The 12,765-nt window shown below is 59.6% G+C and carries 13 protein-coding genes; 5 read left to right on the top strand and 8 right to left on the bottom strand.

Annotation, left to right across the window (positions count from 1 at the left end):
• A complete protein-coding gene (locus tag SK50_RS19510; protein WP_003862116.1) occupies positions 1-222 on the top strand; it encodes a non-oxidative hydroxyarylic acid decarboxylases subunit D in 222 nt (73 codons plus the stop codon).
• 139 nt (positions 223-361) lie between these two features.
• Here the strand turns inward: SK50_RS19510 and mutS are convergent, their stop codons facing one another.
• Positions 362-2,923 (bottom strand): DNA mismatch repair protein MutS, encoded by a 2,562-nt coding sequence (gene mutS, locus SK50_RS19505; protein WP_017692766.1) that lies wholly within the window; start codon positions 2,921-2,923, stop codon positions 362-364.
• Between the two features lie 113 nt (positions 2,924-3,036).
• A complete protein-coding gene (locus SK50_RS19500) occupies positions 3,037-3,267 on the bottom strand; it encodes a SymE family type I addiction module toxin (RefSeq protein ID WP_017692767.1) in 231 nt (76 codons plus the stop codon).
• A gap of 175 nt (positions 3,268-3,442) precedes the next feature.
• Between SK50_RS19500 and SK50_RS19495 the strand changes: the two genes are divergently transcribed.
• Positions 3,443-3,787, top strand: coding sequence for a nitrous oxide-stimulated promoter family protein (locus SK50_RS19495; RefSeq protein ID WP_022649174.1), 345 nt, complete (start codon positions 3,443-3,445; stop codon positions 3,785-3,787).
• Positions 3,788-3,848: 61 nt separating this feature from the next.
• Here the strand turns inward: SK50_RS19495 and flhA are convergent, their stop codons facing one another.
• The 6 genes from flhA to hypA all read right to left on the bottom strand — a co-directional run bounded on the left by flhA (position 3,849) and on the right by hypA (position 9,596).
• Positions 3,849-5,921, bottom strand: a complete 2,073-nt coding sequence (gene flhA / locus SK50_RS19490; protein WP_032669319.1) for a formate hydrogenlyase transcriptional activator FlhA — start codon at positions 5,919-5,921, stop codon at positions 3,849-3,851.
• 62 nt (positions 5,922-5,983) lie between these two features.
• Entirely contained in the window at positions 5,984-6,994 is a 1,011-nt protein-coding gene (hypE, locus tag SK50_RS19485) for a hydrogenase expression/formation protein HypE (protein ID WP_045344499.1), read from the bottom strand.
• Positions 6,991-8,112 (bottom strand): hydrogenase formation protein HypD, encoded by a 1,122-nt coding sequence (gene hypD, locus SK50_RS19480; protein ID WP_045344500.1) that lies wholly within the window; start codon positions 8,110-8,112, stop codon positions 6,991-6,993. The genes hypE and hypD overlap by 4 nt, the downstream gene beginning before the upstream one ends.
• Positions 8,113-8,115: 3 nt before the next feature.
• The gene (locus SK50_RS19475) at positions 8,116-8,388 is read right to left on the bottom strand and encodes a HypC/HybG/HupF family hydrogenase formation chaperone (RefSeq protein WP_045141992.1); all 273 of its coding nucleotides are present in this window, start codon (positions 8,386-8,388) and stop codon (positions 8,116-8,118) included.
• Entirely contained in the window at positions 8,379-9,242 is an 864-nt protein-coding gene (hypB, locus tag SK50_RS19470) for a hydrogenase nickel incorporation protein HypB (protein WP_032671926.1), read from the bottom strand. The genes SK50_RS19475 and hypB overlap by 10 nt, the downstream gene beginning before the upstream one ends.
• A gap of 3 nt (positions 9,243-9,245) precedes the next feature.
• On the bottom strand, positions 9,246-9,596 hold the full coding sequence (gene hypA / locus SK50_RS19465) for a hydrogenase maturation nickel metallochaperone HypA (RefSeq protein WP_017692771.1): 351 nt from the start codon (positions 9,594-9,596) through the stop codon (positions 9,246-9,248).
• Positions 9,597-9,806: 210 nt separating this feature from the next.
• Between hypA and hycA the strand changes: the two genes are divergently transcribed.
• From hycA to hycC, 3 genes are all read left to right on the top strand, one after another.
• Positions 9,807-10,271, top strand: a complete 465-nt coding sequence (gene hycA, locus SK50_RS19460; protein ID WP_017382804.1) for a formate hydrogenlyase regulator HycA — start codon at positions 9,807-9,809, stop codon at positions 10,269-10,271.
• A 73-nt stretch (positions 10,272-10,344) separates the two neighbouring features.
• Entirely contained in the window at positions 10,345-10,953 is a 609-nt protein-coding gene (locus SK50_RS19455; RefSeq protein WP_017382803.1) for a 4Fe-4S dicluster domain-containing protein, read from the top strand.
• A complete protein-coding gene (gene hycC, locus SK50_RS19450; RefSeq protein ID WP_023304318.1) occupies positions 10,950-12,764 on the top strand; it encodes a formate hydrogenlyase subunit 3 in 1,815 nt (604 codons plus the stop codon). Before SK50_RS19455 ends, hycC begins: the two co-directional genes overlap by 4 nt.
• The last annotated feature ends 1 nt before the right edge of the window (position 12,765 follow it).

Genomic DNA, 12,765 nt, shown 5'->3' with positions numbered 1-12,765 from the left:
ATGATTTGTCCACGTTGTGCCGATGAACATATTGAAGTGATGGCAACATCACCGGTGAAAGGTGTCTGGACGGTATACCAGTGTCAGCACTGTCTGTATACCTGGCGCGATACCGAACCGCTGCGCCGTACCAGCCGCGAGCATTACCCGGAAGCGTTCCGCATGACGCAGAAGGATATTGATGAGGCGCCGCAGGTGCCGACGATCCCGCCGCTGCTGTAAAAAAAGCCCGGTGGCGGCTGCGCTTACCGGGCGATAATATTGTGCGGTCCTTTGCCCGGTGGCGCTACGCTTACCGGGCCTACGGGTTTTGTAGGCCCGGTAAGCGTAGCCGTCACCCGGCAAAAAAGACCGCAGAGAACTAAACCAGACTCTTCAACCGATAAATCCACTCCAGCGCCTGTCGCGGCGTCAGGGAATCCGGGTCGAGATTTTCCAGCGCTTCCACGGCCGGAGAGGTCTCTTCCGGGACCGCCAGCAGTGACATCTGCGTACCATCTATCTGCGTCGCCGCCGCATTCGGTGACAAACTTTCCAGTTCACGCAGTTTCTGACGCGCGCGCTTGATCACCTCTTTTGGCACGCCCGCCAGCGCCGCGACGGCCAGGCCATAACTCTTGCTTGCCGCGCCGTCCTGCACCGTGTGCATAAAGGCGATGGTGTCGCCGTGCTCAAGCGCATCAAGGTGGACGTTAGCCACGCCTTCCATTTTCTCTGGCAGCTGTGTCAGTTCGAAATAGTGCGTTGCGAACAGCGTCAGCGCCTTGATTTTATTTGCCAGACTTTCCGCGCACGCCCAGGCCAGGGACAGGCCGTCATAGGTGGAGGTACCGCGTCCTACTTCGTCCATCAACACCAGACTGTTCTCTGTCGCGTTATGCAGAATGTTGGCGGTTTCGGTCATCTCGACCATAAATGTAGAGCGACCGCTCGCCAGATCGTCCGCCGCACCCACACGGGTGAAGATACGGTCGATAGGGCCAATCTCAACTTTCTGCGCCGGAACGTAGCTGCCGATGTAGGCGAGCAGCGCGATAAGGGCTGTCTGGCGCATATAGGTGCTTTTACCGCCCATGTTGGGGCCGGTAATGATCAGCATTCTTCGCTGCGGTGACAGGTTCAACGGGTTGGCAATAAACGGTTCGTTCAGCACCTGCTCAACCACCGGGTGGCGGCCTTCGGTAATGCGAATGCCGGGTTTGTCAGTAAAGGTCGGACAGGTGTAATTCAGCGTATCGGCGCGCTCGGCCAGGTTTACCAGGACATCCAGCTCGGCCAGCGCAGCGGCGCTCAGTTGCAGGTCAGCCAGGTGCGGCATCAGGATGTCGAACAGCTCGTCATACAGCTGTTTCTCCAGCGCCAGCGCTTTACCTTTCGACGTGAGCACTTTGTCTTCGTACTCTTTCAGCTCGGGAATAATGTAGCGCTCGGCATTTTTCAGCGTCTGGCGGCGAACGTAGTGAATCGGTGCCAGGTGGCTCTGCCCACGGCTGATCTGGATATAGTAACCGTGTACCGCGTTGTAGCCGACTTTCAGGGTGTCGAGCCCCAGACGTTCACGCTCGCGGATTTCCAGCTTATCCAGATAATCCGTCGCGCCATCGGCCAGCGCACGCCATTCGTCCAGCTCTTCGTTGTAACCCGGAGCAATAACCCCGCCATCCCGCACCAGAACAGGCGGCGCATCAATGATGGCGCGTTCCAGCAGTTCGCGAAGCTCGGTAAATTCGCCCATGGTTTCGCGCAGCTTCTGCACTGGCGCGCTGTCGATCTCTCCCAACTGAGCACGCAGTTCCGGCAACTGCTGGAACGCGTGACGCATACGGGCAAGATCGCGTGGACGCGCGGTGCGCAGTGCCAGGCGCGCCAGGATACGCTCAAGATCACCCACCTGACGCAGCACCGGCTGCAAGTCGGTGTAACGATCCTGCAATGCGGCAATGGTTTGCTGGCGGCCGATCAGCGTGTCGGTATTGCGGATCGGCATATGCAGCCAGCGTTTAAGCATACGGCTGCCCATGGGGGTAACCGTGCTGTCGAGAACCGACGCCAGCGTATTTTCCATGCCGCCAGCGAGGTTCTGAGTGATCTCCAGGTTGCGGCGCGTGGCGGCATCCATGATGATGCTGTCCTGCTGACGCTCCATGGTAATGGAACGGATATGGGGCAGGGCGGTACGCTGCGTATCCTTAACGTACTGCAACAGGCAGCCTGCGGCACACAGCCCGCGCGGGGCATTTTCTACGCCAAAGCCAATCAAATCGCGCGTGCCAAATTGCAGGTTCAGCTGCTGGCGCGCGGTATCAATTTCGAACTCCCACAGTGGACGACGACGCAGGCCGCGGCGACCTTCAATCAGCGCCGTCTCGGCGAAATCCTCTGCATAAAGCAGTTCTGCCGGATTGGTGCGCTGTAGTTCAGCCGCCATGGTTTCACGGTCAGCCGGTTCACTCAGGCGAAAACGACCGGAGCTGATATCCAGCGTGGCGTAGCCAAACCCTTTACCGTCCTGCCAGATCGCCGCCAGCAGGTTATCCTGGCGCTCCTGAAGCAGGGCCTCATCGCTGATGGTTCCCGGCGTCACGATGCGTACGACCTTGCGCTCAACGGGGCCTTTCGACGTGGCCGGGTCGCCAATTTGTTCGCAGATAGCGACAGACTCACCCTGGTTCACCAGCTTCGCCAGATAGTTTTCAACCGCGTGATGCGGGATACCTGCCATCGGGATGGGCTCGCCTGCCGACGCGCCACGTTTCGTCAGGGAAATGTCGAGCAGCTGAGACGCACGTTTCGCATCGTCATAAAAAAGCTCGTAAAAATCGCCCATACGGTAAAACAGCAAAATTTCCGGATGCTGTGCCTTCAGCTTCAGGTACTGCTGCATCATTGGCGTATGCGCGTCGAAATTGTCGATTGTGCTCATGGAGTTATGATATCCATTTCTTTGAAAATATTACGCTTTGAGCGGCTCAATGGCCGATTGTTCCTTCTATTGTCGCATGAAAAAAAGGTGCGGCGCAGAAAAAAGTCACGACTTTACGAGGCATCTTCCACCATTAATTCAATGATGATTTTCCCGTGCTCGACGCCCACCCGAACCTGCGAGTTGGTGGTAAATCCCGCTTGCTCAAGCCAGTCGCCTTTCAGGCTCAGCGCTGCGTGTACGCTGTAGCGTTTTGGAATTTTCGTTTTACGGTCTTCATGACGTTTTCTGAAGTAACCCACTTTCAAGTGACGATAGGGTTTGGCGATCGCGATCTCTTGCATAAGCTCTCCGGTGAATGCGGTCAAAGGTGGTTATTTATGCCTGTATAAAATACCAGTAAAACGCAGCGGGGGGCGGGGTAATTCTGGAAGGGCGCTTCAGAAAATGGAATGCAATGACTGAAAATGTGCGGATAAAAGGGTATTATAAATGCACTTTATTGTTGAGGACGACGTTATGTCCGGTAAACGTATTTCACGAGAAAAAAAGACGATCGCCAGAATGATCGCCCTGTACGAAAACAGGTGTCCGCACGCCATAAAAGAAGAGGGGCACTATTCAGCGCTCAAGGCTTATGCCGATAAGCGGCTGGATAAATGCGTGTTTGGTGAGGAAAAACCCGCCTGCAAACAGTGCCCTGTGCACTGTTATCAGCCCGCCCGACGGGAAGAGATGAAGCAGGTGATGCGTTGGGCAGGGCCACGTATGTTATGGCGTCATCCAATTCTGACCATCCGTCATCTGATCGACGATCGCCGTCCGGTTCCGGAATTACCCGAAAAGTATCGGCCCAAAAAATAACCGGCTCCGCGCCGCAGTGGGCGACAAATTACGCGCAGGGCGACGTCGCCGGAATGACGGGTTAATTCAGACTCTCTTTATCGATTCCCAGACGCTTCATGCGCGAGAGCAGGGTGGTACGCTTCAGCCCCAGCCGTTGCGCCGCACCTTTCGGTCCGGCTACCACGCCGTTGGTCTCCTTCAGCACTCGCATAATGAGCTGATATTCATCTTCTCCCTCTTTCGCAAGCTCGGTTGCGGTCACGGTCGTTTCAGAGAGAGTAACCTCTGGCAGGGAGAGCTGGAGCACGTTCCCGCGCGTCAGCAGGACCGCGCGCTCAATGACGTTTTCCAGCTCGCGCACGTTCCCCGGCCACTCCATCGCCGAGAGGGTGCGTAGCGTTTCGGCAGGAATACTGTCGATATTTCGCCCCATCCGGCGGGCAATCTTCGCGGTAAAGGCTTTCACCAGCAGCGGAATATCTTCCGGGCGCTCGCGAAGCGGCGGCAGGCAGATCGGGAAGACGTTCAGGCGATAGTAAAGATCGCTGCGAAACTCGCGGTCGGCGACCATTTTTTTCAGATCGCGGTTGGTGGCGGCAATCAGACGCACGTCGGTCTGGATCAGCTTGTTGCTGCCGAGGCGCTCGAACTCCTGCTCCTGCAAAACGCGCAGCAGCTTGGGCTGAAGCTCCAGCGGCATATCGCCCACTTCGTCGAGGAACAACGAGCTTTTATCCGCCAGTTCAAAACGGCCCAGCCGCTGGCTGCTGGCGCCGGTAAAGGCGCCGCGCTCGTGGCCGAACAGGTCGCTTTCCAGTAAGCCCGCAGGCATCGCCGCGCAGTTCATCTTCACCATCCGGCGGCTATTGCGGTTGCTCAGATTGTGGATCGCCCGGGCAATCAGCTCTTTCCCGGTACCGGTTTCACCGAGGATCAGCACCGTGCTGTCGCTCTGCGCCACCATTTCCACCTGCTTAAGGACGCTGTACATGGCATCGCTGCGCCCGATGATTTCGCCAAACTCGCTGTCCACGTTGTTGAGCTGCTCGGTCAGCGCCAGGTTTTCGTCCACCAGCCTCTCCTTCAGGCGGTGGATCTCCTGATAGGCGAGGGCGTTATCCAGCGCAATGGAGATACGCTCGGCGATCTGGCGCAGCAGCTTCAGGTTGGCGGTGGTAAATACGGCCTCATCGCACTGCGCCAGTTTAAGCACGCCGAGCATGGTGTTGCCGGACATCAGCGGCAGCAGGCACAGGGTCTGGATCTTGTTGCCCCAGGTGTTGAACAACATCCGCTCGTAGGGGGCTACCGGATCCTGTTCATTGAGATTGAGCAGCAGGATCTCTTTGCTTTTAAATACCCGCTCGGACAGCGTTCCCGCTTCATCCACTTCGCTCTGCTCGTGCGCCGGGTTGGCTTCATCAAGGTAGTGGGTGGAGTAGATGTTCAGCTTGCCTTTCCGGTTGCCGCGTAGCGCAATGCTGATGGCATCGATTTTAAAATAGTGATGGATCTCTTTTGACACTTCGCTGACCAACTCATCCATGTCCAGGCGGGAGAGCACGGCGTTGGTGATGGCAACCAGAATGCGGAAGTTATCGCGCTCGCGGCTCAGCAGGTCGTAGTCCACGTTATTGGTGACGCGGCTTTGGATCTGCTCCGCGACAACGGCCACAATCTGGGTAAAGGTGTGCAGGCGTTCGTACTCCGCCTCGCTCCAGGGCTGGTCGGTATCGCGGATAAACTCGCAGCCGCCAAAAATTTGCCCTTCCACCGCCAGCGGCAGCATGCTGTAGTGGCCGAACGGGTGGTAAAGATTGCTCTCTGCCAGCTTCGGCCAGGCCTGGCGAAACTGGTCAAAATTGCAGTGCAGCGCTTCCGGGCGGGAGAGGATACGCCGCACCGGACCGTGGGCCAGAAACGTTTCATCTTCATATTCGAAGATTTTGCCGTTATCACGCGTTGAGAAATAGCTCGCGCGGTGGGTTGCGCTATGCCAGAGCACAATGGCGGCGCTGTCCGCCAGCGCTGATTGCCTGACCAGCCGCGTCAGGGCATCGCTCAGCGCGCCGAGATCGGGCTGTTGTAAAAGTGTGCGCGTGATGTCAAACAGGCCCTGCTGTCCAAGATCGCTCATCGGTGTATACGGCATTGTTGCTTTCCAATAGAAACTGGCAAAAAGAGAAATTCAGCGCTGACCGCTTTTGGCGCGGTCTAGCAAATTCGGGGTAACGGTTCAGCGTGCGGCAGATCCAGCGTGTGCTTCACGCCGTAAAGCCCGGTCAGGCGCACCCCTTTGCGCTCAACCACGTCGCCGATGATGGCCGCGTCTTTCCCTAAAGGATGCGTGCGCAGCTGTGCAAGTACGGCTTCCGCCGCCGCGCGTTCCACGCCGATCACCAGCTTGCCCTCATTGGCAAAGTTAAGCGGGTCTAGACCTAGTAGCTCGCACAGCCCGCGCACGGCGGGCTTAACGGGCAGGCCGCGCTCGGTCAGCTCAATCCCGCAGCCGCAGCTTGCCGCGAACTCGTGCACCACGGCATTCACGCCGCCCCGCGTGGCGTCGCGCAGGGCTTTTACGCCCGGCATGTCGCGCAGCGTCTGGATCAGCGGCGTGAGTACCGCGCAGTCACTGCGCAGCTCGCCATCCAGCCCCAGGCCTTCGCGCAGGTTCAGGATGGTTGCCCCGTGGCAGCCCAGCGTGCCGCTGACAATCAGCACGTCGCCTGCGCAAAGCTGCTGCGCGCCCCAGTGAATGTCGGCAGGGATCGCCCCCATCCCGGCGGTGTTTATGAAGAGCTTATCCGCCGCGCCGCGCTGCACCACCTTGGTATCCCCGGTGACGATGGCGATCCCCGCCTCGCGGGCGGTGTGCGCCATGCTGTTGACCACCGCCGTGAGCGTCTCCATTGGTAACCCTTCTTCGAGGATAAACCCGCAGGAGAGGTAGCGGGGGATCGCGCCGCTGACGGCCACGTCGTTTGCCGTGCCGCAGACGGCGAGCTTGCCGATATCGCCTCCCGGGAAGAACAGCGGGTCAATCACGTAGCTGTCGGTAGAGAACGCCAGCCTGTCACCGTGGGCGGTCAGGGCCGCGAGGTCAATACGCGCCTGATCTTCCTGCTCGGCGAGCCAGGGGTTATTAAAGGCTTCCATAAACAGCCGGTTAATCAGCTGCTGCATCGCCTGTCCACCGCTTCCGTGCGCCATTTCCACCGTGTTCATGCTTCACACTCCTGGTTGCGATAGTGATACCACGCGGCGCATGCCCCTTCGGAAGAGACCATCAGCGCGCCAAACGCGGTTTGCGGGTTACAGGCGTTGCCAAATAACGGGCAGTGATGAGGTTTGCATTTGCCGGTGAGTACGTCGCCACAGCGGGCGCGGGGATCGTCGCACACCTGCTGCGGCTGCGGGCGGAAATGCGCTTCGGCGTCGAAGGCGCGATACGTGGGCGTCAGGTGCACGCCGGATTCGGCAATCAGCCCCAGTCCGCGCCACTCGCTGTCGCCTTCGACGCTAAACACGTCGGCTATGGCCTGCTGTGCCCGTCTGTTACCTGCATCGGGCACCACGCGACGATACTGATTTTCCACCGCACTCAGGGCCGCTATTTTCTGCTCAACCAGCATGGTCACGCCTTGCAGTAGATCAAGTGGCTCGAAACCAGCCACCACTAACGGACGATTGTACTGTTCAGCGATAAAACCGTAGGCTTCTGTGCCGATCACCATGCTGACGTGGCCCGGCGCCAGAAACGCGTCGATACCGTTATCCGGCGCTTCAAGCAGGCTGCGCAGCGTGGGAATAAGCGTGATGTGCTGGCAGAAAAAGTAAAAGTTTGTGACGTTGCGGGCTTTCGCCTGCTGGAGGGTAATGGCGGTGGCGGGCATGGTGGTTTCAAAACCCAGCCCGAAAAAGACGACCTTACGCTCAGGATTAGCCATCGCCAGCGTCAGGGCATCCATCGGTGAGTAGACGATCCGCACGTCCGCGCCGCGCGCCTTCGCCTGGAGCAGCGAGCCATTTTTTCCCGGAACACGCATGGCGTCGCCAAAGGTGCAAAAAATCACACCGGGGCGGCTGGCGATGTCGATACAGCTGTCGATGCGCCCCATCGGCAGCACGCACACCGGGCAGCCGGGGCCGTGGATAAACTCGATGTTCTCCGGCAGCAGCTGGTCGAGGCCAAATTTAAAGATGGCGTGGGTGTGTCCGCCGCACACCTCCATGATCCGCAGCGGTTTTTCTTTCGTGTAGTCCAGCAGCGAGGCGCGGGTCTTCAGGCGATCGATAAGCTGCAACACCTGCTTAGGCGCGCGATATTCATCAACGTAACGCATGTGTTAACGTTCCTCCCCATACAACAGGGCGCCCACGTCCGGTTCGACGTCAAACATATTCTGTAGCGCATCCAGCGTGTCGCGGGCTTCTTCCTCATTAATCACGCTCATGGCAAAACCCACATGGACCAGCACCCACTGGCCGAGACGCGTTGCGCCGGTCTCATCGTGGCTGCCTACCAGCGTCAGGTCGACATCGCGCAGGATGCCGCAGACTTCCACTTTGGCCTGATTGCCGTCGATGGAATGAATTTGTCCGGGGACGCCTATGCACATCGTTCGTTCTCCAGCCAGTTCAGCCAGGCGTCCATCCCGTCGCCGCGCGTGGCGGAAACCAGCAGGATCTCAATGTCCGGGTTCACTTCCCGGGCGTAAGCCAGGCACTTATCCACGTCGAAATTCAGGTACGGCAGCAGGTCGACCTTGTTCAGCAGCATGAGGGAGGCGGCGGCAAACATATGCGGATATTTCAGCGGCTTGTCTTCCCCTTCGGTCACGGAGAGCACCGCCACTTTATGCCGCTCGCCGAGGTCGAAGCTTGCCGGGCAGACCAGGTTGCCGACGTTTTCAATAAACAGGATACCGTTATCCGCCAGCGGCAGGCGCGGGGCGGCGTCGGCAATCATCTGCGCGTCCAGGTGGCACCCTTTCCCGGTGTTGACCTGAATCGCAGGCGTACCGGTTTCGCGGATGCGCGCGGCGTCGTTTACCGTTTGCTGGTCGCCTTCGATTACGGCGCAGGAGACGTGTTCGTTCAGACGTTTAAGGGTTTCGGTCAGCAGCGTGGTTTTACCGGAGCCGGGGCTGGAGACCAGGTTCAGCACCAGCTGTTCGCGCGCGGCAAAGCGGGCGCGATTGCGGGCGGCGAGCTGGTTATTCTTGTCCAGCACGTTGATCTCCACCTCCAGCATCTGGCGCTGGCTGATGCCCGGCGCGTGCGTACCCGCTTCGCCATGGCCGTAATGGAGGTCGCCCGCGTCGGAACGCTGCGGGGCAAAGGTGATGCCGGTCAGGGCCGCCGCGGGACGCGGGGCAGGAGAAAAGGGCGCGGAGCGAAACGCGGAGTGGGGACGGTGTTCATCCCCTTCTATATACAGGTTGCCTTCAGCGCAACCGCAGGTACTACACATACATTACTCCTTCTCGATTTCGAGGCGTTGGATCTGCATACCGTCATCCGCCACGATGCGCAGCCCGCTGCTCTGGCACTGCGGACAGCGCTGTACCTTCGATGACAGCAGCGTGACGTACTGCTGACACTGCTCGCACCAGCACTCCGCCTGCTGCTCGTCGATATGCAGCGCGCACCCTTCCGCCAGCGTGCCGCGGCACACCAGCTCAAAACAGAAGGTGAGGGCGCTGGTCTCGACGCAGGAAAACGCCCCGACCTTCAGCCAGACGCCGGTGACGCGTTTCGCGTGGTTTTGCACTGCCTGCTGTTCGATAAGTTCCAGTGCCCGCTGGCAGAGGGTGATTTCGTGCATGACGCCTCCTTAATGAATTGCCCATTCAATGCAATAACGGTGCCAGCTTGATTTGCGTTACGGCGTGACGATGTCAACGCTGTCGAAATGACACGTCGACACTGCGGCGGTGACAGTGCACATCTCTTTAAAATCCATTTAAATCAACAGATTAAAAACTGGCACGAAATCTGCTTAACAGCCGCTAACTCCATTAACCGGATACCTTTTATGACTATTTGGGAAATTAGCGAAAAAGCGGATTACATCGCGCAACGTCATCAGCAGCTCCAGGAGCAATGGCACCTGTACTGCAATTCACTGATCCAGGGGATCACGCTGTCGAAGGCCCATCTGCATCACGCCATGAGCTGTGCGGCGCAGGGGGATATGCGTTTTGTTCTGTTCGGTCACTTTACGATTTACGTCACCCTGGCGGAGACCTTCAACAGCCACACGATTGAGTACTACGTCGAGACGAAAGAGGGCGACAGGCACTGCATCGCCCGGGCGCAGCTGATGGCGGACGGTATGGTGGACGGTCACGTCAGCAACCGCGATCGCCAGCAGGTGCTGGAGCACTATCTGGAGAAAATCGCGCCGGTTTATAACGGCCTCTACGCCGCCGTTGAGCACGATCGGCCAGTCAACCTGAAACAGCTGATCGACGGAAAATCCTCCGCGAACGTGGCCTGAAAAACGAGTGTCGAGAAGTGTCGATAAGACAGTTTTTTTTCGTCAAAAATGACCATCACCAGAGGATGACCCGGTGAACCGTTTTGTAATTGCTGACTCGACGGTCTGTATTGGCTGTCGGACCTGTGAGGCGGCGTGTTCGGAAACGCACCGCCTGCACGGGCTACAGTCCATGCCGCGCCTGCGCGTCATGCGTAATGAGAAAGAGTCTGCCCCGCAGCTCTGTCACCACTGTGAAGACGCCCCGTGCGCGGGCGTCTGTCCTGTCAATGCCATCACCCGCGTTGACGGCGCGGTACAGCTGAACGAAAGCCTGTGCGTGAGCTGCAAGCTGTGCGGCATCGCCTGTCCGTTCGGCGCCATTGAGTTTTCAGGCAGCCGTCCGCTGCATATTCCGGCGAATGCTAATACTGCGAAAGCGCCGCCTGCGCCACCGGCTCCGGCACGCGTGAGTACGCTGCTGGACTGGGTGCCGGGCATTCGCGCCGTTGCGGTGAAGTGCGATCTGTGCAGCTTCGATGAGCAGGGTCCGGCCTGCGTGCGGACCTGCCCGACCCGGGCGCTGGTCCTGGTCAACATCCGCGACATCGCTCGCACCAGCAAACGCAAGCGCGAGCTGACCATCAATACCGACGTCGGCGATCTTTCGCTGCTGCGGGCGCTTAACGAGGGGGCGAAATGAACGCGATAGTTATGATGACCAGCGGTGTGGCCTGGTTTGCCGCCGCCGCTGTCCTGGCGCTGCTTCTCTCCTTCCATAAAACGCTGAGCGGCGTGATCGCCGGTATCGGCGGGGCGGTCGGCAGCCTGATGACGCTGGCGGCGGGCGGGGTTGTCCTGATCGACGGCCAGTCTGTTGACACCCTCATCCCGCTGATTCACCACGCCGTTGAGCTTACGCCGCTGAACGCCATCTGGCTGATAACCTTTGGCCTGTGCGGACTGTTTATCAGCCTGTTTAATATCGACTGGCACCGACATCAGCACACCAAAGCCAACGGCCTGCTGGTTAACCTGTTGATGGCCGCCGCGGTCTGTACCGTTATCGCCAGCAACCTCGGCGCGCTGGTGGTGATGGCAGAAATCATGGCCCTGTGCGGCGTGTTCCTGACCGGATGCAGCGCCTCCGGCAAGCTGTGGTTTGCGCTCGGACGTCTCGGCACGCTGCTGCTGGCGCTGGCCTGCTGGCTGGTGTGGCAGCGTTTCGGCACGCTGGATTTTGCCATGCTTAACGGCCAGCCGCTGGGCAACGACGTCTGGACGTTGGGCGTAGTTGGTTTTGGCCTGCTGGCCGGGATAATCCCGCTGCACGGCTGGGTGCCGCAGGCGCATGCCAATGCCTCAGCCCCGGCCGCTGCGCTGTTCTCCACCGTGGTGATGAAGGTCGGTCTGTTCGGCATCCTGATGATAACCCTGACGGGCGGTCAGCCGCCGCTGTGGTGGGGCGTGGCGCTGCTGATTGCAGGGATGATCACCGCGTTCGTCGGCGGGCTGTACGCGCTGATGGAGCACAACATCCAGCGTCTGCTGGCGTACCACACCCTGGAGAACATCGGGATTATCCTGCTCGGCATGGGCGCGGGCGTCACCGGGCTGGCGCTCAACCAGCCGGCGCTGATTGCCGCCGGGTTTATTGGCGGTCTGTATCACCTTATCAACCACAGTCTGTTTAAAAGCACCCTGTTCCTCGGTGCGGGCAGCGTCTGGTTCCGCACCGGGCACCGCGATATTGAAAAGCTCGGCGGGATTGGCAAAAAAATGCCCGTCATTTCGCTGGCGATGCTGGTCGGGCTGATGGCGATGGCTGCGCTGCCGCCGCTGAACGGCTTTGCCGGCGAGTGGGTGATTTATCAGTCCTTCTTCGCCCTCGGCCAGAGCGAGGCGTTTATCGGGCGTTTACTCGGCCCGCTGCTGGCGGTGGGCCTGGCGATCACCGGCGCGCTGGCGGTGATGTGTATGGCGAAGGTTTACGGCGTCACCTTCCTGGGCGCGCCGCGCACCCGCGAAGCGGAAAACGCCTGCTGCGCACCGCTACTGATGGGCGTAAGCGTGGTCGCACTGGCGCTGTGCTGCATCGCGGGCGGCGTCGCCGCGCCGTGGTTGCTGCCGCTGCTGGGCCACGCCATTCCGCTGCCGCTGGTCACGGCGCATACCGTCGTTTCCCAGCCGATGATGGCGCTGCTGCTGATTGCCGCGCCGCTCCTGCCGTTCGTGCTGATGCTGTTCTTCAGACGCGACCGTCTCGCCTCCCGCTCGCGCGGCGCGGCGTGGGCCTGCGGCTACGAACATGAGCAGTCGATGGTCATCACCGCCCACGGTTTCGCTATGCCGGTGAAGGAGAACTTCGCCGCCGTGCTGAAGCTGCGCCATTGGCTGAACCCGGTGGGCTGGGTGCCGGGCTGGCAGGGTGCCGCCGTGCCCGTGCTGTTCCGCCGCCTGGCGCTGATCGAGCTGGCGGTGCTGGTGGTGATTGTCATTTCACGAGGAGCCTGAC

This window comes from Enterobacter sp. BWH64, assembly GCF_001037645.1.
GTDB lineage: Bacteria > Pseudomonadota > Gammaproteobacteria > Enterobacterales > Enterobacteriaceae > Enterobacter > Enterobacter hormaechei_C.
Note: the sequence above shows the minus strand (reverse complement) of the source record. Positions and strands in the feature narration are given on the sequence as shown.